We start from the raw sequence: 23,592 nt of genomic DNA on the forward strand, positions 1-23,592 counted from the left end.
TCAGCGAACCTTGGACGGCACCATGCCGGCCGCATCGCGCACCTGGACCTGTCCCGCCTCGAGGTCGAGCTGGGTGCGCAGCAGGATCTCCAGCGGCAGCGGCTGCGACCACAGATGGCCACGGATCTCGAACTCGATGACGTTGTGCGCATCGAGCACATTGCGCGCCTCCACCGCTCGCACCTCGAGCGTGTCGGCCAGGATGCGCGGCTCGTATCGCAGGATGGCGCGCCGGATCGCCGTCTCCAGGTCGTGGATGTCGAGCCTGGAGGCAAGCTGCCCGGACAGCGGCGGCAGGCCGAAGTTGAGCACGCTGTCGGCCACGCGCGGGTAGCCGTCGGCCTGCGCACCCAGCGGCGCCACCGCATTGAACAGCCCGCTCAGGTCGCGCAACACCGCCTGGCGCAGCTGCGCCTTGGACATCACGCGGTGCTCGTCGGTCTCCTCGCGCGCCTGCGGGTCGTCGTCGGTCAGGCGGTCCAGCAGGGCGGGCTGGAGGCGATTGCGGATGTCGACAGCCGCCATCGCTCCTTCCTAGTGGATGACGTCGGCAAGCGCAGACGGCTGCAGGACGATGTCGCGGACTTCCAGCAGCCCGAGCTCGGACGCGCTGGTCGTCAGCACGCGCTGGCCGAGACCGCGATACTGATCGGCGCCGATGGACTGCCATTCGGTCTTGCGCGCGAGCTGCAGCGCGCCGTCGGATTCGGCACCCGAGCCGGCGTAGCGCGCCGGGATCAGCGCGACGGCTTCGCCGCCGTTGACGAAGTCCAGGTGGGCAGGCGCCCAGACGAGGTCACGCAGGTCCACCGGCTCCTCGATGGCGACCTTGGCGAGCGCAGAGAACGGCACCCAGCTGTAGCGTCCGTTGATCACCGATTCGAGCACCGGACCGAGGCGCGAGTCGGCATCGGCGATCCAGTCGAAGGCGATGCCGCCGAGGCTGCCCGAGGTGGCGGGCGCCGCATCGAAGGCATCGGCGCGCAGGCGTTGCGCCAGCGCGGCATCGCCGCGAGCGTCCGCCTGCAGCGCCTCCACGAGGTGCGCGACCCAGGCCTGCGGCTGCCCGAACACCATGGGCGTGGTCTTGCCGGCGAACACCGCTTCGCGCACCAGCTCGCACTGCAGGGCATCGCGATAGGTGTTGACCATCGGCAGGGTCGATGCGTCCATCTCGCCGCAAAGCTGCAGCTGGCCGGACGCACGCTCCCACCGTCCCAGCACGCACAGCAGCTGGAAGAGGAACACGCGCAGCTTGACATCGCCGGCGCGCTCGCGCACCTGCCGTTGCAGCAGATCCAGCGCGCCTTGCGGGTCGCCGGCGGCGATCAGGTCCTGTGCCGTGTTCATCGCAGGACTTCGTCCTCGAACTCCGTCGCGCCGCCGCCGCCGCCCGAGCCCTGCTGCGGCGTGTACGCCACGTTGATGCGGGTGAACGAGAACGTCACCCGCTCGTTCGGCCGCCCGGCCGCGTCGAGCACCAGGTCGACGTCCACCACGCGGGCGTTGCCCAGCGTCATGCGAAAGTAGTCGAGCGCAACGCCTCCGGCCTTGCGCATCGTCAGCACGACCTCGCGCAGGTCCATGTTGTTGACGAGCGCGCCGTACAGCGAGGTCGACGCGCGATCGATGCCCTTCTCGACCACGAGGTGCCGGTACGAGCGGCGCGCCGTCTGCGCGCCGGAGCCGATGGCCGAGCCGGCGCTCACGCCCCAGCTCCAGGTGCGCAGCTGGATGTCGTCGACATGGCCTTCGGTGGTCGCCTCGCCCAGGATGGGACCGCCGCGGCTGTCGACGTGCAGAAAGACATCGGAGGCCGCGTCCTGCACCGCCGGCAGCATGTTCGCTCGCTGGTTCATGACGCGGCCCTCCCGGGAGTCGGCCGATCAGGCCGTCTTGTTGGTCGTGACGTCGTGGCTGGCGATGATCTCGCCGCCCAGCGAGCCGTCCGGCTTCTGCTCCTTGTACTTGTATTCGATCTTTCCGAAGGCGAGCGTGACGCTTTCCATCGGCTTGACGTCGCCGCCGGTCTGGCCGCTCGAGGCGATCGAGCTCACGAGCACCGGGCTCAGCTCGATGGTCAGGAACTCCTGCTGTCCCCCGCCGGCCTTGCGGCACACCAGGGTCGCCTTCTTCATGTGCTCGCCGCTGCAGCAGTTCTTGAACAGCAGCGGCGATGCCTTGGAGGTGTAGGCGGTGAAGCTGAAATCCCTCAAGGCGACCTTGCCGGTGCCGCCGCCGCTGTTGCTGTCGAAGGACCCCGCGTTGCTGCCGCCGATGGTCCAGCTCAGCACCTCGATCTCGCCCTTGTGCGTGTCGTCGGTCGATTCGCCTTCGACGCCGTCGATCTTCAGGAAATTGTCTACGGTAGCCATTTCATCAAACTCCCAGGATGTTGTGCGTCGTCGGATCGATCAGGGCCCTTCGAGCACACACGACGCGCGTGCGCTCCCCGTTTCTGCATCGAGCTCAGGCGGCCTTCTGCGACGGCAGCTTGGACACCAGCCGCAGCGACACCGTCAGCCCTTCGAGCTGGTAGTGCGGCCGCAGGTAGAAATTCGACGAGTAGTAGCCGGGGTTGCCGGGGATCTCGGCCACGGTGACTTCCGCCGCCGCCAGCGGCTTGCGCGCCTTGACCTCTTCCGAGGAGGTGGCGGGCGAGCCGTCGACGTAGTTCATGATCCATTTGTTGAGCCAGCGCGACATGTCCTCCTTCTCCTTGAAGGAGCCGACCTTGTCGCGCACGATGCATTTCAGGTAGTGCGCGAAGCGGCAGCAGGCGAACAGGTACGGCAGCCGCGCGGCCAGGTTGGCGTTGGCCGTGGCGTCCGGATCGTCGTACTCGTCGGGCTTCTGCAGCGACTGGGCGCCGATGAAGGCGGCGAAATCCGAGTTCTTGCGGTGCAGCAGCGGCATGAAGCCGTTCTTCGCGAGCTCGGCCTCGCGGCGGTCGCTGATCGCGATCTCGGTCGGGCACTTCATGGCCACGCCGCCCTCGTCGGTCGGGAAGGTGTGCGTGGGCAATCCTTCCACCGAGCCGCCGGACTCGACGCCGCGGATGCGCGTGCACCAGCCGTAGAGCTTGAACGAGCGGTTGATGTTGACCGCCATCGCATAGGCCGCATTGGCCCAGGTGTAGGCGCCGTGCTCGCCGCCGGCGGTCTCCTCCTCGAAGTCGAACTCCTCGACGGGGCTGGTCTTGGCGCCGTAGGGCAGCCGCGACAGGAAGCGCGGCATCGCCAGGCCCACGTACTGCGCGTCGGGCGACGAGCGCAGCGAGCGCCAGGCCGCGTATTCGGGCGTCGTGAAGATCTTCGTCAGGTCGCGCGGATTGGCGAGTTCCTGCCACGAGCTCATCTGCATCAGCGCGGGGCCGGCGGCCGAGATGAACGGCGCATGCGCGGCGGCGGCCACCTTGCTCATCTCGCCGAGCAGCTCGACGTCCGGCGGGCTGTGGTCGAAGTAGTAGTCGCCGACCATGCAGCCGAACGGCTCGCCGCCGAACTGCCCGTACTCCTCCTCGTAGACCTTCTTGAACAGCGGGCTCTGGTCCCAGGCGGTGCCCTTGTAGCGCTTGAGCGTCTTGCCGAGGTCGAGCTTGGAGATGTTCATCACGCGGATCTTCAGCATCTCGTCGGTTTCGGTGTTGTTGACGAGGTAGTGCAGTCCGCGCCAGGCGCTTTCGAGCTGCTGGAAGTCGGCGTGATGCAGGATCGCGTTGACCTGCGCCGACAGCCGCTTGTCGAGCTCGGCGATCAGCGCCTGGATCGACATGATCACGTCGCTGCTGATGAGGTTGGTGCGCGACAGCGCCTGCTGCGCCAGCGTGAGGACCGCCTGCTCGACGGCCGAGCGGGCTTCTTCCGACTTGGGTTTGAATTCCTTGTTCAGCAGAGCGGCGAACTCGCTGCCCTGGTACTCGATGCCTTGCAGCGGCGTCGCTTGGGTGACGGTTTCTTCAGCCATGGTGTGTCTCCGTGATGCCCTGGTCTCACTGGCCTTCGGTGGCCGCCGCCCCTTCGGCGGCGCTCGGGCCAGGCTTGCGCGCGTCGGCCAGCGACTTCAGCAGCGCCTCGTCCTTGATCACCTTCGCGATCAGCTCCTCCGCCCCGGTCTTGCCGTCCATGTAGGTGACGAGATTGGCCAGCTGCTGGCGCGCCTCGAGCAGCTGGCGCAGGCCCTCGACCTTGCGCGCCACCGCGGCCGGCGAGAAGTCGTCCATGCTCTCGAAGGTGATGTCCACCGCGAGATTGCCCTCGCCGGTCAGCGTGTTGGGCACCTGGAAGGCGACGCGCGGCTTCATCGACTTCATGCGGGCGTCGAAGTTGTCGACGTCGATGTCGAGGAACTTGCGGTCCGACACCGGCGGCAGCGGCTCGCTGGGCTTGCCCGACAGGTCGGACAGCACGCCCATCACGAAGGGCAGCTGCACCTTCTTCTCGGCACCGTACAGCTCGACGTCGTACTCGATCTGCACCCGCGGCGCGCGGTTGCGGGCAATGAACTTCTGGCTGCTGGTTGCCATGGTGATGCTCCTTGGTGGGCTGGGCAGTTATGACTTGGTCTGGGTGCCTGCGAGCTTCTCGATCTGGTTCACGCCCTCCGGAACCAGGTCGCGGATGATCTCGATGAAGTTCTTCGTCATCAGGCGCTGCGAGCGGCGGATCAGCAGCGGCGCGGGATTGCTCGGCTCGTTGCGCTCTATCCATTCGCAGACGCGCTCGAGCGCACGGATCGCGTCTTCACGGGAGTTGATGGCGCCGCCGGGGATGCCCTGGGGCGTCGCCTGCGTCGCCGGCGCGCCTTCGACGGCCTTGCCGGTGGCGCGCTGGCCCGCCTCGGCGACCCGCTGCAGCAGCTTCTTCAACGCAGTGAAGTCGGGCGTCTGCGTCGCCTCCAGGCGCTGCTCCAGCGCGGCCGCGATGCCTTGCGCGGCCGCGAAGGCGGCCTCCATCTGCGCCGCGACCTCGGGCGCCTGGCCGATCGCGGCGGTGATGCCCTGCATCACGCCTTCCTCGGTGGGAACGGGCTCGCCCCTGAAAGGCTCGGCGCGCCCGATCGCGAGCTCGATGTCGCGCAGCGTCACCGCGCCGCGCCTGCCCGTGAGACTGGCCGAGCGCAGGTCGGCGAGGCCGGCGTCGGCATGCACCAGCGGCATCAGCGCGTTGACGCGCGCCGTCGGATCATTGTGGTCGCTGGTGTCGAGCAGGGGATGCACATGGTCCCAATGCCGCTCGATCAGGCCTTGCACCAGCTGCAGGCCGCGCACGGCCGCCGCCAGCCCATGGATGCGCGCGCCGCTGCGCGTGAGCCAGACCGCCACGCGCAGGTCGCGCGTGCGGCCCGCCAGCTGCCGCGCCAGCTCGAGCACCGACGGCCAATCGGCGTCCTGCGGCGGAATGACGGTGTCGCCGTACTGCTGGCTGGACTTGGGCGTGCCCGCCTGCAGCAGCGCGAGGAATGCCGGGTCGTACTCGAGATCGGCGCCGCAGGGCGCGTCGCCCGCGAGCGGGGACAGCAGGGACTCGAGTTCGGCGTCAGGCATGCGACATCCGGGCGACTGGGCGTGACGGCCACTCTAGAACCGGCACGGCGCCGGCACAGTGGTCGAAAGTCACTTCGGCGGTGTCCGCCACGCCTGCCCGTCACCCCTCTCCCTCGAGCGGGAGAGGCAGAGCATCCGCCTGCGGAGCAACAAGCTACGGCACCATCCCCTTGAGCGCATTCAGCAGCTTGCGCGGCTGCACCGGCTTGAACAGCACGGGGTGCCCGCTGTCGGTGGCGCGGCGCATCTCCTCGTGCGAGGTGTCGCCGGTGATGAGGATGGCCGGCACGTCGCAGGCGCAGGCGCGGCGGACCGCCTCGATCGCCGCGATGCCGTCCGGCCCCTCGCCGAGGTGAAGGTCGGACAGGATGAGGTCGGGCGGCGCGCCCAGCATGTGCACCAGGCGCTCGGCCTGCGCGACGCTGCCGGCGGCCACGGCCTGGTAGCCCCATTCCTCCAGCAGCATGCCCAGGCCTTCGCGAATGGCTTCCTCGTCGTCGACGATCAGCACGGTGCGCGGCTCCAGCACCGGCATGGGCAGCGTGTCGGCGGCGGCGGTGGCGTCCTGGATCTCCGGCAGGCCGCCTTGCGCAATGCCGACGCGGAACATCGTCCCCCGCCCCGGCTGCGACACCACGGTCAGGCTGTGCCCCAGCAGTCGCGCGAGCCGCTTGACGATCGCCAGGCCCATGCCGAGCCCCTGGCCCCGGGTGCGGTCGCCGCGGCCCACCTGGTAGAACTCGTCGAAGATGCGCGGCAGGTCGGCAGCGCGGATGCCGACGCCGGTGTCCCAGACCTCGATGTTGAAGTGCGTCGCGGTCGTCCGCGCCACGACGACGATGCCGCCACGCTCGGTGTACTTGATGGCGTTCTGGATCAGATTGCCGAGGATGCGCTCCAGCAGCTGAGGGTCGCTGGTCAGCGACTTGCCGCCCGGCGAGAAGCGCAGGCCCAGCCCCGCCAGCTCGGCCTGGCCGGCGAAGTGCATGTGCAGCCGGCGGAAAAGGTCGCGCAGCGGGAAGTGCTGGAAGTTCGGCTCGATGGTGCCGGCGTCGAGCCGCGAGATGTCGAGCATCGCGTTGAACGATCGGTCCAGCCCGTCGATGGAGCGCACCACGTTGCGCACCAGCGGCTCTTCGCCGGTGCCCTGCAGGCGCTTCTCGAGCGTGGCCGCGAACAGGCCGAGTGCGTGCACCGGCTGTCGCAGGTCGTGGCTGGCGATGGCGAGAAAGCGGCTCTTCTCCTGATCGGCCCGCAGCGCCGCGTCGCGGTCGGCTTCCAGCCGGCGGACGCGGTCCTCGAGCTCGATGGCCGAGCGCGCCCTGCGCAGCCAGGTGCGCCGGCAGACCCAGGCCACGAGGCCCGCGGCAGCGCTCAGCAGCAGGCCGAGGATGGCGCCGCCCAGGTCGTCGGCGTGCAGCCAGCCGGCCAGGGCCGGCGACAAGGGCAGCGCCGCGGCCACCGACGCGGCCACGCGCACCGAGGCGAACGCGGCCGCACCGGCGGAGGCGGCCGCCGCCATGCTCAGCATCAGCAGGGCCCGATCCGAGGCCGGCACGGCGCCGGCTCCCAGCCAGGGCGAGAGGACCAGCACGATCATCGATGCGATGCCCAGCGCGATGAAGGCCCGCAGCCGCCGCCGCGTGTCGCGCAACGGCGCATGGCGTCGCGCACCCAGCCACAGGGTGCTCACCCAGGCGGCGGAAACGGCGAGCGCGACACACGCCCAAGGGGCGCGCCAGGGCGATCCCTGGAGGACGGCGAAGGCCACGGCGGCCGCGAGCGCGAAGCTGACGAGCAGCAGCGGCGATCCCGCCACGGCGGCTCGAAGCGCTTCATCGCGCAGCCGCCGGTCGGTGGCGCGACGTTCGTGCAACGGCCTCGCCCCGTGCTCATCGGCGGAAGCACCCCCGGCGCCTCGCTCGGCGGCCGCGACGAAGGTCGCGCGCGGCGCGGGCGACACCGGGTCACGCGGCGCTTCGCCGTACCGGCCGGAGCCGGCGGCGTCGTCGCGCAATGCAGACACGGCTATCGGAACAGGCTGACCAGGTGCGAGCGTGACTTGACGTCCAGTGCCAGCAGCAGCGACGAGACGTAGTTCTTCACGGTGCCGAGCGACAGCCGCATCGAGTTGCTGATCTCCTGGTTGGTGCAGCCGGACAGCACCAGCTCCAGGATCTCGAGGTGGCGGGGACCGAGCTCGGCGACACGGTCGTACATGGCCGACGATGGAAAGCGGGGGAACAGCGCGTTGCTCGGCGCGAAGCCCCTGCTCTGCGGACCGCCCTGAGGCCACAGCAGCGCCGACAGCGTCTCGCGCATCTCGGCGCTCACCGCGCCCTTGGGGACATAGCCCACGGCGCCCAGCGCGCGCGCCTGGCGCACGACGAATTCGTCCTGCGTCGCGCTGAACACGGCGATGCGGGCGGCCGGATGCTCGTGCACGAAATGCCGCAGTCCCTGCAGTCCCTTGCAGTCGGCGAGGTTGAGGTCGAGCAGCACGGCGTCGATGTCGCCTTCGCTCGCGTAGAGGGCGAGCGCCTCCTGCAGCGAGCTGGCTTCCAGCCATTGGAGCGGAACGCCCTGCAGTTCGGTGTACAGCGTCTTCACGCCATAGCGCACCAACTCGTGATCGTCGACCAGCAGCAGCTTGCGGCGGCCGGTGTCCGGCCGCGTGGGGGCCAGCTTGTCGATCGTCAAGTCAGAGCGCGCGGTCATCGTCGTCTGCATCTGAACTCCCTTCGGCATGGCCGATGGCTTCGGATACTAGACCTGCCCTCCAGGGGCTTGCACCATTCAAGATAGGGGGGCTGTTGACACTACCGACTTGACAGGCGTCACCGCATGACCAAGCCCTTGCATGAGTGGGGAGCGCTCGAGCTGGCGCGCGCCATCGCCGCGCGCGAGCTCAGCGTGCAGGCACTCGCCGAGGCGCTCATCGAGCGCAGCCGGTCGCTCGATCCATCACTGCGCGCGTGGGCGTGGTTCGATGAGGCACGCGCTCGCGCGGCGGCCCGCGCGCTCGACCGCCAGGCGCCGCGCGGCCCGCTGCATGGCGTGCCCATCGGCGTGAAGGACATCATCGACACGGCCGGCATCCCGACCGCCTACGGCTCTGCGATCTACCGCGACCACGTCCCGGGCGTCGATGCGGCCTGCGTGGCGCTGGCGCGCGCCGGCGGCGCCTGGGTGCTGGGCAAGACCGTGAGCGCGGAGCTGGCCAACATGACGCCGGGGCCGACGCGCCACCCGCGCGATGCACGGCACACACCGGGCGGCTCGTCGAGCGGATCGGCCGCCGCCGTCGCGGCCGGACTGGTTCCGCTGGCGCTGGGAACGCAGACGGCCGGGTCGGTGATCCGGCCGGCAGCGTTCTGCGGCGTCGTCGGCTACAAGCCGTCGACCGGGCGCATCCCGCGTGCCGGAGTGAAGGGCAATGCCGAGTCGCTCGACGAGGTCGGCATCTTCGCGCGCAGCGTCGGCGACGCCGCGCTGCTGTCCTCCTGCCTGGCCATGCCGGCCGAGCCGGCGGCGCAGGCCTTCGCGCCGCGGGTGGCCTGGACGCTGACGTCGCGTGCCGATGCGCTGAGCGACGACTCCGCCGACATGCTGGCCGCCACCTTGCGCCGCCTGTCGGCCGCCGGCGCCCAGGTGAGCGAGCTGGCGTGGCCGCCGGGCTGGGACACGCTGTTCGATGCGCACTTCACCGTGCAGTGGTTCGAGACGGCGCGCGCGCTCGAGCCCGAATGGCTGTACCGCCGCACGCAGCTGTCGCCCGGGTTGGTTCGCATGCTCGCGCAAGGCCGCCGCATTGCGGGCGACGACTACCGCCGGGCTCGGGAAGCCGCCGCGACGGGGCGCGCGGCGCTCGGCGACATCTTCGCCGCGGTCGATGTGATTTTGGCGCCGGCCGCGGCCGGCGCCGCTCCCCGCGGCTTGCGCTCCACCGGAGATCCGCTGTTCAGTCGGCCGTGGCAGCTGCTCGGCTGTCCTTGCATCGCATTGCCGGTGCGCGACGACATCCGCGGACTTCCGCTGGGCGTGCAGCTCATCGGACGCCCCGGCGGCGACGCGCGCCTGCTGGCCGCCGCCGCGTGGGTCGAAGCGGCGATCCGATAGAGGACGTCGCGACTCTCCACGGGTGGCGAACCCGGCGGACATTTTGTCGACAGGGAGATGTCACTCCTCCCAGAATCGCGACGGCGCCAATAAGCCAGAAAGGGGACATCGCCATGCGTCAGATTCGCCCGTTTTTTGCGTTCGCCGCGGTCGCATGCTTCGTGACCGCCGTATCGGCCCAGCAATCGCCGCCGGCCGAAGAGCCGGGCTGGGCCAAGGGTCGCCCGAAGACCGATACCGCAATGCGAATGGCACCCGTGCCGGCCTTCCCGATCCCGACAGCGGCCGACAAGCTGCCGACATCCAGGTTCAAGCTGCCACCCGGGTTCAAGGTCGAGACCTGGGCGTCGGGCGTGCTCGACGCACGCGCACTTCGCCAGGGGGCCAAGGGCAACGTCTTCGTGAGCACGCTGTTCGTCGGCAACAAGGTCTACGCCATTCCCGAGCAGGGCAAGCACGAGCCCAAGGTCATCGTCGACAAGATGGAGAAGGCCGCCGGCATCGAGTTCTACAAGGGCAGCCTCTACCTCGCGACGCACAAGCAGATCATGCGTTTCGACAACATCGAGGACAAGCTCGACAACCCCGGCACGCCCACGGTGCTGTACGACAAGCTGCCCGGCGGCGAGGACCACAGCTGGAAGTTCCTGCGCATCCACAAGGACAAGCTCTATTACGCCATCGGCGCGCCGTGCAACATCTGCGACCCGGGCGAGTACGCCAAGATCTACCGCATGAATCTCGACGGCAGCAGCATCGAGACCGTCGCGTCCGGCGTGCGCAACACGGTGGGCTTCGACTTCGACCCGAAGACGGGCGATCTCTGGTTCACCGACAACGGCCGCGACTGGTTCAGCGAAGAGCTGCCGAACGACGAGCTCAACCACGTCACCGGCCCGAACCAGCACTTCGGCTATCCGTTCTGCCACCAGGGCAGCATCCCGGACCCCGAATTCGGCTGGGGCAAGTCGTGCAACGACTACGCCAAGCCCGCCGCGCTGCTCGGCCCGCACGCCGGCTCGCTGGGCCTGACGTTCTACCGGGGCAAGATGTTCCCGGCCAAGTACCAGGGCGCGATGTTCATCGCGCGCCATGGTCCCTGGAACCGCACGGTCAAGTACGCGGACGTCTCGGTCGCCTTCCCCGACGGCAAGGGCGGTGCACGGGTCGAGCCGTTCATGACCGGCTTCGTGGAGAACAACAACTACCTGGGGCGCCCGGTCGACTTCCTGGTGCTGAAAGACGGCTCGATGCTGGTCAGCGATGACCACGCCGGCGCGATCTACCGCATCAGCTACACGGGCAAGAAATGAGGACCGAGCGCAGCGCCGCCGCGCTGTTCCTGGCAGCGCTCGCGCTCGTGGGCGTCGCACCGGCCGTGGCGCAGGACAAGGGCGGCTACGCACAACGCTACGCGGCGGTGTGCGCGGCCTGTCACGGCGCCAACGGGCGCAGCGACATGCCCGGCACGCCGGTGCTGGCCGGCCAGCATTCGTTCTACGCCATCACGCAGCTGTTCCTGTTCCGCGAGGGCCGGCGCAGCAACGAAGCGATGTCGGCGGTGGCCAAGACCATGAAGGACGACGACCTGCGCGGCTTCTCCGAGTACATCGGCACGCTGCCGCCGGTGCCTGCTCCCTCGCCCGCCACGCCGCCCGACCCGGCGCGAATGAGCCGCGGACAGCAGCTCGCACAGCAGCACAAGTGCCTTTTCTGCCACGGAAACGACCTCAGCGGCGGCCAGCAGGTGCCGCGCATCGGCGGCCAGCGCGAGGACTACCTCCAGATGACGCTGCAGGGATTCAAGACCGGCAAGCGCCCCGGCTACACGATGGCCATGACCGAGGCGGTGAGCCAGATTCCCCCGGAGGACCTCGACACGCTGGCCTACTTCGTGGCGCGCTTTGCCGAGGCCGGCGCGAAACCGGCCGGCAAGTAGGCGCCCCGACCGAATCAAGCTTTCACGACCCGCGGATCTCCCGCAGGCGGTGCACCGCCTACAGCGACCGCCCGTCGAAGTGGCTGACGGGAATCGCCTGCAGGTCGATGCCCTCTATGCAGCGCAGGTTCACGGCAGCGATCGCCTCACCCGACGGCGTGGTGCCCTCGCCGTAAGGATGGATGCCGCAGGTCGGGCAGAAGCGGTGCCTGATCACGTGCTTGTTGAACACATAGGTGCTCGCGTTCTCGTCCGGCGTGAGCACGCGCAGGGCGCTGCGCGGCACGAACCACATCAGCGTGCCCTTGCGCTGGCAGATGGAGCAATTGCACGAGGTGGCCGAGCCGATGTCGCCTTCGGCTTCGAACCTGATGCGGCCGCAGTGGCAGCTTCCTTGGTGCGTCATGTCAGGGTTCCTCTGTGTCGAGCTGAAGAAAGGTGTCGAGCTGCTCGAATGCGGGCTTCCAGCCGCGCTCGTGGGCGATGCGTGCCTCGTCGTCGAAGAAGCGGTCTTGGACGAAGCGCAGGCGGGTGCCGCCGTCCTGCGGCACGAAGTCGATGCTCACGCGTGACACGCGCTCGGGTGTGCTGCGCCACGCCCAGGTGAAGACGAGGCGGACGTGCGGCAGCACTTCCAGGTACTCGCCCGAGACGTCGTGCGTCTCTGCGCCGGGCTGCGTGGAAACGATGCGGTAGCGCCCGCCCACGCGCAGGTCGACCTGGGCCTCGGTGACCGAGCCGGGCCGGCCGGTGCCGAACCAGTGACTCAGCGCTTGCGGCTCGGTCCACGCGCGCCAGACGTTCTCGGGCGGGAAGGGGTAGTGCCGGTCGATGCGGAGCTCGGTCGGCGCTCGCCGCTGCGAGGTTTTTTCCATCGTGTGGGTTCCTGTTGATGGTGGAGATAACGTCCTAGCGCATCGAGCCGTTCGTTCCAGAAGCGCTCATAGCGCCAGATCCACGCCGCGGCGGCCTGCATGGCGGTGGCATCGAGCCCGCAACGCACCACACGCCCTTCCTTGGCGCGGGCGATGAGGCCGGCAGCCTCCAGGACGCCGAGGTGCTTCATGAACCCCGGCAGCGACATGCCATGCGGCTGCGCGAGCTCGCTCACGGTGGCATCGCCCGCGCCGAGTTGGTCGAGCACCCTGCGCCGCGTGGCATCGGACAACGCGGCGAACACGAGGTCGAGGCGGTCGTCTTGACGGTTAACCATTGGGTTTAGTATTGAAGTGCAACCCAGGCACTGTCAAGGGGTCGTCCGCGTTCAGCCCAGCGCTGGATCAGTGCGGGCGCGACAATCCGCCGATGCCCACTCCGACACCGGACTCCCGCCAGGCGTGGATGCGCCTGCTGGTCTCGCTGGCCTTGATGACCATCGGCAGCGGCGCGATGTACGTGGTGGCCGTGGTGCTGCCCGCGGTGCAAGCCGAGTTCAAGGTGGCCCGTGCCGCTGCCGCACTGCCGTACACGCTGATGATGGTCGGCTTCGGACTGGGCGGCATTGCGATGGGCAAGCTGGCCGACCGTTTCGGCGTGATGCGGGTGGTGTTCCTGGGGGCCGTCGGGCTCGGGTCGGGCTTCGTGGCTGCCGGAATGTCCTCCGGCCTGCCCGGTTTCGCGCTGGCTCATGGCGTGCTGCTCGGCGCCTTCGGCAGCTCGGCGACCTTTGCGCCGCTGCTGGCCGACACGTCGCTGTGGTTCGTGCGTCGGCGCGGCATCGCGGTCGCCATCTGTGCCAGCGGCAACTACCTGGCGGGCGCGGTCTGGCCGCCCGTCGTTCAACACTTCATCGAGGTCGCGGGCTGGCGCGACACGTACATCGGCCTGGGCATCTTCTGCGCCGTCACGATGACCGCGCTGGCCCTCCTGCTGCGCGCCGCTCCGCCCGCGATCGGGGCGGCGCCTTCTGCACGTGCAAGCCGGGGGCCCATTCCCTCCGACCGGCCGTTCGGCATGAGCCTCACCGGTGCGCAGGCGATGCTGTGCGTGGCCGGCGTGGCCTGCTGCGTGGCGATGGCGATGCCGCAGGTCCACATCGTCGCCTATTGCGGCGACCTCGGGTACGGCGCGGCACGCGGCGCGCAGATGCTGTCGCTGATGCTCGCCTGCGGCATCGTCAGCCGGCTGGTGTCGGGCCTCATCTGCGACCGCATCGGCGGGGTCCGCACGCTGCTGCTGGGCTCCGTGCTGCAGGGCACGGCGCTGCTCCTGTTCCTTCCGTTCGACGGGCTGGTTTCGCTGTATGTCGTCTCCGCGCTGTTCGGGCTCTTCCAGGGCGGCATCGTGCCCAGCTACGCCATCATCGTGCGGGAGCATTTCCCGCCGGCGGAGGCCGGCGCGCGGGTCGGCACCGTTCTGATGGCCACGCTGTTCGGCATGGCGCTCGGCGGCTGGATGTCCGGCAAGGTCTTCGACCTGACAGGGTCGTACCAGGCGGCGTTCATCAATGGAATTGCCTGGAATCTGCTCAATCTGTCGATCGCGCTGATCCTGCTGCGGCGCAGCGGCGCCCTGCGTGCGCGCGGGTCGCGGCTCGCCGCGCCGTGACGACCACACGGCCCTGATGCGACCACCCGTCTGCCACTCGCCAGGGCGCGAGATGCCGACTCATCGGTCAACCCACCCGGTCGCCAGCGCCGTCTCGTGCACCTTCGCAAAGCCGCCGGCCTGCGCCGCATAGTCCCAGCGTTCGACGACGCAGCGAGCCGGCGGCAGCCCATCGCCCCAGCGGATCAGGTTCACCGAGTTCGGCGCCCCCTGGCGCACGCGGCGCGACACGGCCGTGCCGGCCTGCACGGCCCAGGTGCGTCGCGCGAGTCCCTTCACGCGTTCGTGCAGGGCCAGCACGTAGGGCAGGTGGATGTGGCCGCCGAGCACCAGGTCCGCGCCGGCGCTGGACCAGCGCGCGATCGCGTCGCCATGGCCGCGCAGGAGGTTCACCTCGTCCTCTTCGCGAATCACCGCGACGGGCTGGTGCACGACGACGATGCGCAGTTGACCCTGCAGCGCCGCTTTCAGGCGGTCGGCCACCCGCTCGACCTGCTGAGCCGACACCTCGCCGTGCTTGTGCCGACGGGCACGTGTCGTGTTCAGGGCGATCACCAGGCACTGCGGCGACTCGGCCACCGGTTCCAGTTCGGCGCCGAAAGCCTCGATGAAGCCTGCATAGGGCGCGAACAGGCGCGCGACCACGTTGAACAGCGGAATGTCGTGATTGCCCGGAATCACCAGCGTCCGGGGCGCGCCCACGTCGTCGATGAAGCGGCGCGCCGCGCTGAACTGCGCCCGCCGCGCCCGCTGCGTCACGTCGCCCGACAGGATGACCTGGTCGGGCGGCTGCTCGCGAACGAGCTGCAGCAGCGCGTCGACGACCGGCGGCTGTTCGGTTCCGAAATGCGGATCCGAGATGTGCAGCAGGGTCGTCACGGCGAGCTCCCCGCCGGCATCGCCGAGGCTGTCTGCCCCGGCTCGCGCGCCACGGCCGGCTTGAGCAGGTACAACGGGCGCGGCGAGACGCGGAATTCCAGGGGGCTGCGCAGCCACATGATTTCGCCGTCGGCGGCCACCTTGACCCGCCGCGTCCCGTAAGGCAGCCACGGCGTCACCGTCATGCGCTGGAACTGGAAGGTCTCGACCCGCTCGGCATCGCCGAGCCTGCCGAGCGCTCCGCGCATCAGCAGGCCCAGCAACGAGAACGTGCCGACCGGCTTCAGCATCACGGCGGCCACGCGGCCCGTCTCGGGCGCCTGCTGCTGCGCGATGCCGACCTGCTCGAGCTGCAGCCGGTTGTTGCCCACGAACAGCGTCGAGGTGCGGACCTCGCGCACCACCCCGCTCAGCTCGATCGCCAGACGCAGCTGGCGATGCTCGCGCAACAGCGTCCAGAGGGCCGCGGCGATGGCCACCATGCGGCGCCGGCCGAACCGTGACTTGAACTGCTCGCGGTCCTCCAGCAGCTCCGGATACATGCCCAGGCTCGCGTTGACCAGGAACACCCGGTCGTTGACCAGCCCGACCTGCACCGGCTGCACGTGCGCATTCAGGAGCGCCCGCGTCGCCTCCTGCGCGTCGGTCGGGATTCCGTGCGTGCGGCCGAAATAGTTGAATGTGCCTTGTGGCAGCACGCCCATGGGACAGCCGACGTCATGCGCCGCCTGCGCCACCGCGTTGATGGTGCCGTCGCCACCGGCCGCGACGGTCACGCCGCCTTCGGCGAGCGCCTGCTGAGCCGCGCGCTTGGCGATTCCGCGGATGTCGGCGCCCGGCTCGACGACGGAAATCCGGTGACGTCGACCCGATTGCGCGAGCAACCCTCCGATCAGCGAACGCGTTTCAGCCGCATCCTGGCCGCCGGAGCCGGCGTTCAGGACGATGAACAGAGGGGCGGTGGAGAGCTGCTGGACGGGCATATGCCGCGACAGGGCAAAAACGGTGCCTCTGCCGAAGAGGCAGGCCATGCGTTTGGAGATGTGGCGGAAAGCCGACCCCTCGCAGGTCCGTGCGACGCCTGCGGGCCATGCGCTGGCGTCATTCCTTGATCGACCCGGTCATGCCGGAAACATAGTGCTCCACGAAGAAGGAATAGACGAAGGCCACCGGCAACGAGCCGAGCAGCGCGCCGGCCATCAGTGAACCCCAGTGATAGACGTCGCCCTCGACCAACTCGGTCACGACGCCGACCGGCACCGTCTTGACCTCGGACGAGGACACGAAGGTCAGCGCGTAGATGAACTCGTTCCACGACAGCGTGAAGGCGAAGATGCCTGCCGAGATGAGCCCGGGAACCGACAGCGGCAGGATGATCTTGGTGAGGATCTGCCAGCGCGTCGCACCATCGATCAGCGCGCATTCCTCGAGCTCGTAGGGGATCGAGCGGAAATAGCCCATCAGCAGCCAGGTGCAGAAGGGGATCAGGAAGGTGGGGTAGGTGAGGATCAGCGCGAGCCGCGTGTCGAACAGACCGAGATTGAACACGACGGTGGCCAGCGGAATGAAGAGGATCGATGGCGGCACCAGGTACGCGAGAAAGATCGACATGCCCACTTGCCGCGACCCCCGGAAGCGCAGGCGCTCGATGGCGTAGGCGGCGAATACCGCAAAGGCCAGCGAAATGACCGTGGCGACCACCGACACGATGACGGTGTTCCACAGCCAGTCGGTGTAGGCCGTCTCGAACAGCAGCTTCCTGAAATGATCGAGCGTGGGGCTGTGCACCCAGAATGGATTGCCCTCGCGCGACAGCAGCTCGCCGTTCGGCTTGATGGAGGTGGCGCCCATCCAGTAGAACGGAAACAGCAGCACGAAGAGGAAGCAGGCCAGGGGCAGGTACACGACCGCGAGCTTGCGCCGCCGCGTCTCCAGGTAGGACATGCCCACCGTTTCGCTGGCGGCCGGACTGACGGCACTCATGCGTCGTTCCCTCCCTGCTGCCAGGCCCGTCGCTGCAGCCCGAAGTAGCTCACCAGGATGGCAGCCAGCAGAAACGGCACCATCGCGATCGAGATCGCCGCGCCCTCGCCCAGCGCGCCACCGGGAATCGCGCGCTGAAACGACAGCGTGGCCATCAAGTGCGTCGCGTTGAGCGGCCCGCCACGCGTGATGACATAGATGAGCTGGAAGTCCGTGAACGTGAACAGCACCGAAAACGTCATCACCACCGCGATGATCGGCGTCAGCAGCGGCAAGGTGACATGGCGGAACTGCTGCCACGGCGTCGCGCCGTCGATCGCCGATGCCTCGTAGAAGGACGGCGAAATCGTCTGCAGGCCGGCGAGCAAGGTGATGGCGACGAAAGGCACGCCGCGCCACACGTTGGCGGCGATGACCGAGAAGCGCGCGTTCCAGGGGTCGCCCAGGAAATCGATGTAGCCGTGGATGAGGCCCATGCGGGTCAGGACCCAGCTGATGACCGAGAACTGCGCGTCGTAGAGCCACCAGAACGCGATCGCCGACAAGGCGGTCGGCACGATGTAGGGCAGCAGGATGACAGCGCGAAAGAAGCTCTTGAAGCGCAGGTTGCGGTTGAGCAGCAGGGCGAGCCAGAGGCCGAGGAAGAACTTGAGAACGCTCGCCACCGTCGTGTAGAAGAGCGTGTTGAAGAGCGCCAGCCGCATCACGCTGTCGTTCCACAGGAAGATGTAGTTGTCGAGCCCTACCCATTCGCCGCCCCGGCCGATCTTGGCGTCGGTGAAGCCAAGCCATGCGCCCAGGCCCAGCGGATAGGTGAGGAACAGCAGCAGCAGCACCGCCGCCGGCATCATGAAGACGATGCCGAGGGCGTTGCGGCTGTTCTGCAGTTTCTCGAGCATGTGTTATCGGCGCTCGCGGCCGCTTGTCCCGCTGCCGAAGCTGCATGCGTCGTGCAGGCGCTTCGACAAGACTCCTGCGCTCCAAAAGCCGTTCGCCCTGAGCTTGTCGAGTAATCCGTTCGCCCTGAGCTTGTCGAAGGGCCGCTCCGCACTGATCAACGTTTCGGGCTGAGCTTGCCGAAGCTGCATGCCCATCGTGTGCAGCTTCGACAAGCTCAGCCCGAACGGATTGCTGACCGCGACGCAACCCTTCGACAAGCTCAGCCCGAACGGATTGCTGACCGCGACGCAACCCTTCGACAAGCTCAGCCCGAACGGACTTCTGACTGCAACGCGGCCCTTCGACAGGCTCAGGACGAACGGGCCCGGTGTTTCTTCGGAAACGCCGGGCCGGTCACAACGGCCTGGAATGCTCTGTGCGCACCGAAGCTTCACTTCATACCTTGTAGTAGCGCTCGGCGCGCTTGGCCGCTCGCTCGGCCGCTTCCTTCGGCGTGCGCTGCCCGCTCGCCGCCTCGGCCACCATGTTGCTCACGATGAAGTCGCTCAAGGCCCCGGCTGACGCATAGCCCAGGCGTCCCGCGTAGCCTGCGGGCCGCAGGTTCTTGAACGCGTCGCGGTACGGCGTGTGCTTCGGGTCTGAGGTCCAGATCGGATTGGCGTCGTACGCCTTCAGCGGGTGCGACACATAGCCGCCGCCGCCCTGCAGCCAGGCATCGAACTGGTCGGCCTCCATCATGAAGCGCAGGAACTCCTTGGCGGCCTGCGGGTACTTGGTGTACTTCATGATCATCTGGTTGAAGAACAGGTGGTACTCGGTGGGCTGCCCCACCGGCCCGATCGGGAACGACGCGTGGTTGATGTCGGAGGCCATCTCCTTGACCTTCGCGTCCTGAGAGTTCTTCGCGGCGTAGTAGATCGAGATGCCGTTGTTGGTGACGCTGATCTGTCCGTCAAGGAAGGCCTTGTTGTTGTTCGGATCCAGCCACGAAAGCGTGCCCGGCGCGAAATTGGGGTAGAGCTCCTTCGCGTACTCGAGTGCGCGGATCGTCTCCGGGCTGTCGATCGTCACGCGGTTGTTCTCGTCGACGATCTTGCCGCCGAAGGCCCACATCAGCCAATGCGTCCAGCCGCTGTCGCCCGTGGCGTTGCCCAGTGCCATGCCCCCGGGCGTGTTCTTCTCCTTCAGTGCCTTGAACATCTTCAGGAAGTTGTCGGTGTCCTTCGGGAAGCTGTCGAAGCCCGCCGCCTTCAGCATGCTGTCGCGGTAGACCATCATGGCGCCCGCGCAGCCCAGCGGCACGCCGATCCACTTCTTGCCGTCCGGCTTGAGGTACGCCTGGCCGGCGGGATACCAGCCGCCGTACTTCTTGCCCAGGTATTCGCACAGGTCGCTCACGTCGACGAGCTTCTCCGGATACAGGTTGGCATCGTCGTTCGTCGACAGGATGATGTCCGGCCCGGCCCCGGTATTGGCGGCGACGGCGGCCTTGGGCCGCACGTCCTCCCAGCCCTCGTTGTCGACGCGCACCTCGACGCCCGTCTTCTCGGTGAACCTGCGCACGTTGGCCATGTAGGCATCGATGTCGCCCTGCACGAAGCGGCTCCAGCGAAGCACACGCAACTTCGCGCCCTTCTCGGGCTTGAACGTCAACGCCTGTGCGTGCACCAGCGGCGTGAACAGGGCGGTGCCCGTGCCGAGCGTCGCGGCGGCGGCGACGCCGGCAGACCCTTCGAGGAATCGACGGCGGTTGAACTGGTTCATGGTGTCTCCTTGGGTGGTCCCTTCTTGAGAGGGGATGGGGCAACGCTTCAGCCGGAAAGCCTCCTGCCGGTGGCGGCGTCGAACAGGTGAGCATGCTGCAGGTCCGGAACGACGCGGATCGTGCTTCCGGGCGCAAAGGCATGGCGCTCGCGGAACACCGCCAGCACCTCGCCGCCGCCGCGACGGCACGACACCAGCGTGTCGGCCCCGGTGGGCTCGACGACGGCGACCTGCACCGGCATGCCGCCCTCGGCGACGAGAGCGAGGTGCTCCGGTCGGGCGCCGTAGATCACGGCCTGTCCGTCCGCGCCGGATGCAGCCGGCGGTGCCGGCAGGCGCGTGCCGTCGTCCAGCTCCACGCTCGCGCCGTCGCCGCCCCGCCGCAGGGTGCCGGCAATGAAGTTCATGGCTGGAGAGCCGATGAAGCCGGCGACGAAGAGGTTCGCCGGCCGGTCGTACAGCTCGAGCGGGCTTCCCGTCTGCTCGACCCGGCCATCGTGCATCACGACGATGGTGTCACCCATGGTCATGGCCTCGATCTGGTCGTGGGTGACATAGACCGACGTGGTCTTCAGCCTCTGGTGCAGTTCCTTGATCTCGGTGCGCATGGCCACGCGCAGCTTCGCGTCGAGATTGGACAGGGGCTCGTCGAACAGGAACACCTGCGGATCGCGCACGATCGCGCGTCCCATCGCGACGCGCTGGCGCTGGCCGCCGGAGAGCTGCCGCGGATAGCGGTCGAGCAGCGGCGTGAGCGCGAGGATGTCGGCGGCACGGTGCACCTTCTCGTCGATGGTCGCCTTGTCGTGCTTGGCGAGCATGAGCGCGAAGGCCATGTTGTCGCGCACGGTCATGTGCGGATAAAGCGCGTAGTTCTGGAACACCATGGCGATGTCGCGCTCCTTCGGCGGCACGTCGTTGACGCGCCGGGAGCCGATGCGGATCTCGCCGCCGCTGATTTCTTCCAGGCCTGCGATCATGCGCAACAGCGTCGACTTGCCGCAGCCGGAGGGTCCGACCAGCACCGTGAAGGTGCCGTCCGCGATCGCGATGTCCACGCCATGGAGCACCGCGGTGTGGCCGAAGTTCTTCCTGACCGCTTCGATCGTGACGCTCGCCATGCCACCTCGCTGACTGACATCGACCGTGAGGCGCGAGTATCGACACCATGTGCGCGCCGCGCCATAGGGCAAACCGGGAGTCGGCGCTGGTATCCAGCTTGTAGGATGACCTGATCACCATGTCGTCCCGGCCATCTGCTCCGCCAGCCGCCGCGCCTGCCCGGCTCGTTTACGAACGTCTGTCAGACCGCCTGGCGACGCTGATCGGAGATCGGATCCAGGCTGGGGAGCTCAAGCCTGGCGAGCGCTTGCCGACGGAACAGGCGCTCGCGCAGGCGCACGGCGTGTCGCGCACGGTGGTGCGCGAGGCGATGCACCAGCTGAAGTCCCGCGGCATGCTCACCTCCCGCCAGGGACTGGGCATGTTCGTCGCCGCACCCCCGCCGCATCACGCCCTGGCCTTCGATGCGGGTGTGCTCGATTCCATCGAAGCCGTCGTCCAGGTGCGCGAAGTCCGCCGTGCGCTCGAAGGGGAGATCGCCGCCCTGGCGGCCGAACGGGCATCGCGCAGGCAGCTGGCGGCGTTGCGCGCCACGCTGCGCGATATCGACCGTACCGTGGCCGTCGGCGGCGACGGCGTGGCCGAAGATCTCGCGTTCCACCGCGCGATGGCCGAGGCAACCGGCAACCCGCAGTTCACCCGCCTGCTCGAGTTCCTGCAGCAGTACCTGCACGATGCGATGCGGGTGACCCGCGGCAACGAGTCGCGCCGAGTGGACTTCATGGAAGCGGTTCGCAAGGAACATCGCGCCATCGTGGACGCCATCGCCGCCGGCGATCCGAAGGCGGCCCGCAAATGGGCGCTGGAACACATGACACGCGGCGAGCAGCGGCTGGAGGCGGCAGGTTTGCTGCCGCGGCCCCGCGGCGCCGCGGCCTCATCCGGGCGACGGGTTCGGTGAGCCCCGCCGCGCCACACTGCGCTGCCACTGCGTAGCGCTCGCACAAGTCGAACTCGGTCGGCAACAAGGTGCCGACGGGGTACTTGCCGCTCGAAATGGCGTCGGCAAGAGCGGGTGTTAGGTCAGCGTGTTCGCGGTGGCCATCGCCAGTCCTTCCCTCCCAAGTTCTTATGGATTCGGGTAAACCCGCATGGGTGACCTGGGCATGGAGGCGATCCACGAGTTCGAGCTGGCGGACTTCCCCGTCACGGTCGCGGTCGACTCTGGAGGCACCTCCATCCACAGGTTCGCCGTGACGGAACCGCATTGACTGCGGGCTGAGCCGCCAGCGAGCGCTTCAACCGCCCGACCTGTTGCGGTCCTTCGGCTTCCGACCGCGAATGACAACTATGCTCTGGAGCAGTGCAGTCCTGAGGACGCGCCGCTCCTCGGCACCTATTCCGTTCGCCGTCAGCTCACCCAGTTTGGTCGCTCATGATCGAGAAGCTGGAACTCAACCATCTGCGGATGCTCAGCGCCCTCTACGAGCACGGCACCGTGTCGGCGGCAGCCGAGGCGCTCGACGTCTCTCAGCAAGCGGCCAGCCTTCAGCTCAAGCGGGTCAGGGAGATTTTGGGCGATCCCCTGTTCGTGCGCACCGGCCACGGCATGGTGCCCACGGCCTACGGTCAGCTGATAGAGCCGCATGTGCGTCAGTTGCTGACGCTGATCCACGCGATGCCGATGCCGACGTCGATTCCGCTGGAGGAAATCGAGCGCACCCTGAGCATCTCCGCCACCGACCATGCGCAACGGATCATCGTCGGCGACCTCATTCGCGAGCTGCGCCGCGCGGCACCGCGAGTCAAGGTGAAGATCTCGAACATCGAGAGCGCCGGCTTGGTCCGCCGGATGCAAGAGGGCGAAATCGGCGTGGCCTTCACATCGAACGGCTATGTGCCCGAGGGCCTGCTGTCGACCCCGCTCTTCACCGAGAGGTATGTGTGCGTCGCCGGCAGGCCGCTGACCGAAGGGCCGGGTGCACTGGCATTGGAGGCCCTCGTGGAACACGACTTCCTCGTGGTGTCTCCGGCGGTGCCGAGCTTCGACGGCTCGGCGGGAAGCTGGTTCGAGCAGCAGGGGCTGCGGCGTCGCGTCGTGGCGTCAGTGCCTTCGTTCTTCATGGCACTGCAGTACCTGCGGCAGTCCGACATGGTGGCCTTCATGCCGTCGCGGCTGCTGCCCTGCGACGGGCTGTTCGAGGTGCCGCTCAAGAAGTATCCGCCTGGCTTCGAGGTGGTGGCGGCCTACCATCCGTCCGCAATGTCCGACTCGCTGCTGACCTGGGTGCTCGACTGCGTGAGGGCCAACTGCGGCAAAGCAAGATAGCGCCGCTTGTGACCGCTACAAGCGTGTCGACATGGCTCGCAGCGCACGCCGTCCCTAAGCTGTCGAGCATCGCAACTCTGCATTGGACGGTATATGAGAACCAAGTTGGTCAATCCCGCGGGCCTTTACGACGGCGCGCCGGTCGGCATGTCGCAGGCCAAGGTGGACCTGGAATCCGGATTGGTCCATGTCTCGGGCCAAGTCGACTGGGACGGCGACTCGCATGTCCGGCACGCCACGCTGGAAGGTCAGGCCGAAGGCGCGCTGGAGCACCTGGTCACGGTGCTGAACGAGGCCGGCTCCTCGCTTGAAGACGTCCTGCAGCTGCGGGTGTATGTCCGCGGCGAACTCGCGGACGGCATGTCGCAACTCGTGCCGGTTCTCGCCCGCCACTTTGGTGCAGTTCGTCCTGCCTTGACGGGCATCGGCGTGGCTTCCCTGGCATCGCGCGACACGCTGATCGAGATCGAAGCGCTGGCCCGATTGCGCGAACACGCCTGATGGTTCCTGGCGGCGCCTGCTGCG

Annotated in this window: 26 protein-coding genes and 1 pseudogene; 8 read left to right on the forward strand and 19 right to left on the reverse strand. The window is 68.2% G+C overall.

The window, feature by feature from the left end:
• From tssE to P7V53_RS25510, 9 genes are all read right to left on the reverse strand, one after another.
• Positions 1-525, reverse strand: coding sequence for a type VI secretion system baseplate subunit TssE (gene tssE / locus P7V53_RS25470; protein ID WP_280152290.1), 525 nt, complete (start codon positions 523-525; stop codon positions 1-3).
• A 9-nt stretch (positions 526-534) separates the two neighbouring features.
• Complete coding sequence (locus tag P7V53_RS25475) at positions 535-1,350, reverse strand: type VI secretion system accessory protein TagJ (RefSeq protein ID WP_280152291.1); 816 nt, start codon at positions 1,348-1,350, stop codon at positions 535-537.
• Positions 1,347-1,859: a type VI secretion system tube protein Hcp gene (locus P7V53_RS25480; protein WP_280152292.1), complete on the reverse strand. Its 513-nt coding sequence runs from the start codon at positions 1,857-1,859 to the stop codon at positions 1,347-1,349. Before P7V53_RS25480 ends, P7V53_RS25475 begins: the two co-directional genes overlap by 4 nt.
• A gap of 27 nt (positions 1,860-1,886) precedes the next feature.
• Positions 1,887-2,375, reverse strand: a complete 489-nt coding sequence (locus P7V53_RS25485) for a type VI secretion system tube protein Hcp (protein WP_280152293.1) — start codon at positions 2,373-2,375, stop codon at positions 1,887-1,889.
• Between the two features lie 94 nt (positions 2,376-2,469).
• Positions 2,470-3,966: a type VI secretion system contractile sheath large subunit gene (gene tssC, locus P7V53_RS25490; protein WP_280152294.1), complete on the reverse strand. Its 1,497-nt coding sequence runs from the start codon at positions 3,964-3,966 to the stop codon at positions 2,470-2,472.
• A gap of 25 nt (positions 3,967-3,991) precedes the next feature.
• Positions 3,992-4,525 (reverse strand): type VI secretion system contractile sheath small subunit, encoded by a 534-nt coding sequence (gene tssB / locus P7V53_RS25495; RefSeq protein ID WP_280152295.1) that lies wholly within the window; start codon positions 4,523-4,525, stop codon positions 3,992-3,994.
• A 27-nt stretch (positions 4,526-4,552) separates the two neighbouring features.
• Positions 4,553-5,545, reverse strand: a complete 993-nt coding sequence (tssA, locus tag P7V53_RS25500; protein ID WP_280152296.1) for a type VI secretion system protein TssA — start codon at positions 5,543-5,545, stop codon at positions 4,553-4,555.
• Positions 5,546-5,699: 154 nt separating this feature from the next.
• Positions 5,700-7,571 carry a hybrid sensor histidine kinase/response regulator gene (locus P7V53_RS25505; RefSeq protein WP_280152297.1) on the reverse strand — a complete coding sequence of 624 codons (1,872 nt, stop codon included), beginning with the start codon at positions 7,569-7,571 and terminating at the stop codon, positions 5,700-5,702.
• Positions 7,572-7,573: 2 nt separating this feature from the next.
• On the reverse strand, positions 7,574-8,275 hold the full coding sequence (locus tag P7V53_RS25510; protein ID WP_280152298.1) for a response regulator transcription factor: 702 nt from the start codon (positions 8,273-8,275) through the stop codon (positions 7,574-7,576).
• Between the two features lie 114 nt (positions 8,276-8,389).
• Between P7V53_RS25510 and P7V53_RS25515 the strand changes: the two genes are divergently transcribed.
• The 3 genes from P7V53_RS25515 to P7V53_RS25525 all read left to right on the forward strand — a co-directional run bounded on the left by P7V53_RS25515 (position 8,390) and on the right by P7V53_RS25525 (position 11,603).
• Complete coding sequence (locus P7V53_RS25515) at positions 8,390-9,664, forward strand: amidase (RefSeq protein WP_280152299.1); 1,275 nt, start codon at positions 8,390-8,392, stop codon at positions 9,662-9,664.
• 113 nt (positions 9,665-9,777) lie between these two features.
• Positions 9,778-10,977, forward strand: a complete 1,200-nt coding sequence (locus P7V53_RS25520; protein WP_280152300.1) for a PQQ-dependent sugar dehydrogenase — start codon at positions 9,778-9,780, stop codon at positions 10,975-10,977.
• On the forward strand, positions 10,974-11,603 hold the full coding sequence (locus tag P7V53_RS25525; protein WP_280152301.1) for a c-type cytochrome: 630 nt from the start codon (positions 10,974-10,976) through the stop codon (positions 11,601-11,603). Before P7V53_RS25520 ends, P7V53_RS25525 begins: the two co-directional genes overlap by 4 nt.
• A 58-nt stretch (positions 11,604-11,661) precedes the next feature.
• Here P7V53_RS25525 and P7V53_RS25530 read toward each other — a convergent pair whose 3' ends face one another.
• Genes P7V53_RS25530 through P7V53_RS25540 form a run of 3 tightly spaced genes read right to left on the reverse strand, consistent with a single transcriptional unit; the run spans position 11,662 to position 12,816 of the window.
• A complete protein-coding gene (locus P7V53_RS25530) occupies positions 11,662-12,009 on the reverse strand; it encodes a GFA family protein (RefSeq protein WP_280152302.1) in 348 nt (115 codons plus the stop codon).
• Between the two features lies 1 nt (position 12,010).
• On the reverse strand, positions 12,011-12,478 hold the full coding sequence (locus tag P7V53_RS25535) for an SRPBCC domain-containing protein (protein WP_280152303.1): 468 nt from the start codon (positions 12,476-12,478) through the stop codon (positions 12,011-12,013).
• Complete coding sequence (locus P7V53_RS25540; protein WP_280152304.1) at positions 12,370-12,816, reverse strand: metalloregulator ArsR/SmtB family transcription factor; 447 nt, start codon at positions 12,814-12,816, stop codon at positions 12,370-12,372. The genes P7V53_RS25535 and P7V53_RS25540 overlap by 109 nt, the downstream gene beginning before the upstream one ends.
• A gap of 92 nt (positions 12,817-12,908) precedes the next feature.
• Here P7V53_RS25540 and P7V53_RS25545 point away from each other — a divergent pair, with 92 nt between their 5' ends.
• Positions 12,909-14,150, forward strand: a complete 1,242-nt coding sequence (locus tag P7V53_RS25545; protein WP_280152305.1) for an MFS transporter — start codon at positions 12,909-12,911, stop codon at positions 14,148-14,150.
• 60 nt (positions 14,151-14,210) lie between these two features.
• On the opposite strand, the gene P7V53_RS25550 is transcribed toward P7V53_RS25545, so the two are convergent.
• The 7 genes from P7V53_RS25550 to ugpC form a co-directional block, all read right to left on the reverse strand.
• On the reverse strand, positions 14,211-15,029 hold the full coding sequence (locus P7V53_RS25550) for a metallophosphoesterase family protein (protein WP_280152306.1): 819 nt from the start codon (positions 15,027-15,029) through the stop codon (positions 14,211-14,213).
• A complete protein-coding gene (locus P7V53_RS25555; protein WP_280152307.1) occupies positions 15,026-16,012 on the reverse strand; it encodes a diacylglycerol kinase family protein in 987 nt (328 codons plus the stop codon). The genes P7V53_RS25550 and P7V53_RS25555 overlap by 4 nt, the downstream gene beginning before the upstream one ends.
• Before the next feature lie 118 nt (positions 16,013-16,130).
• A complete protein-coding gene (locus tag P7V53_RS25560) occupies positions 16,131-17,012 on the reverse strand; it encodes a carbohydrate ABC transporter permease (protein WP_280152308.1) in 882 nt (293 codons plus the stop codon).
• Positions 17,009-17,911: a sugar ABC transporter permease gene (locus P7V53_RS25565; RefSeq protein ID WP_280152309.1), complete on the reverse strand. Its 903-nt coding sequence runs from the start codon at positions 17,909-17,911 to the stop codon at positions 17,009-17,011. The genes P7V53_RS25560 and P7V53_RS25565 overlap by 4 nt, the downstream gene beginning before the upstream one ends.
• A gap of 3 nt (positions 17,912-17,914) precedes the next feature.
• Positions 17,915-18,346 (reverse strand): hypothetical protein, encoded by a 432-nt coding sequence (locus tag P7V53_RS25570; RefSeq protein ID WP_280152310.1) that lies wholly within the window; start codon positions 18,344-18,346, stop codon positions 17,915-17,917.
• 1 nt (position 18,347) lies between these two features.
• The gene (locus P7V53_RS25575; RefSeq protein WP_280152311.1) at positions 18,348-19,676 is read right to left on the reverse strand and encodes a substrate-binding domain-containing protein; all 1,329 of its coding nucleotides are present in this window, start codon (positions 19,674-19,676) and stop codon (positions 18,348-18,350) included.
• Between the two features lie 47 nt (positions 19,677-19,723).
• Positions 19,724-20,797 carry a sn-glycerol-3-phosphate ABC transporter ATP-binding protein UgpC gene (gene ugpC, locus P7V53_RS25580; protein WP_280152312.1) on the reverse strand — a complete coding sequence of 358 codons (1,074 nt, stop codon included), beginning with the start codon at positions 20,795-20,797 and terminating at the stop codon, positions 19,724-19,726.
• 119 nt (positions 20,798-20,916) lie between these two features.
• Here ugpC and P7V53_RS25585 point away from each other — a divergent pair, with 119 nt between their 5' ends.
• The 4 genes and pseudogenes from P7V53_RS25585 (at position 20,917) to P7V53_RS25600 (ending at position 23,568) form a co-directional block, all read left to right on the forward strand.
• On the forward strand, positions 20,917-21,699 hold the full coding sequence (locus P7V53_RS25585) for a FadR/GntR family transcriptional regulator (protein WP_280152313.1): 783 nt from the start codon (positions 20,917-20,919) through the stop codon (positions 21,697-21,699).
• Between the two features lie 196 nt (positions 21,700-21,895).
• Positions 21,896-22,009 (forward strand): annotated as a pseudogene (locus P7V53_RS25590) (fumarate hydratase C-terminal domain-containing protein); the annotation flags it as partial.
• 164 nt (positions 22,010-22,173) lie between these two features.
• Positions 22,174-23,067, forward strand: coding sequence for a LysR family transcriptional regulator (locus P7V53_RS25595; RefSeq protein ID WP_280152314.1), 894 nt, complete (start codon positions 22,174-22,176; stop codon positions 23,065-23,067).
• Between the two features lie 105 nt (positions 23,068-23,172).
• On the forward strand, positions 23,173-23,568 hold the full coding sequence (locus P7V53_RS25600; RefSeq protein ID WP_280152315.1) for a RidA family protein: 396 nt from the start codon (positions 23,173-23,175) through the stop codon (positions 23,566-23,568).
• Positions 23,569-23,592: the final 24 nt, after the last annotated feature.

Source organism: Piscinibacter sp. XHJ-5, from assembly GCF_029855045.1.
In the GTDB taxonomy this organism is placed as follows: Bacteria; Pseudomonadota; Gammaproteobacteria; order Burkholderiales; family Burkholderiaceae_C; genus Albitalea.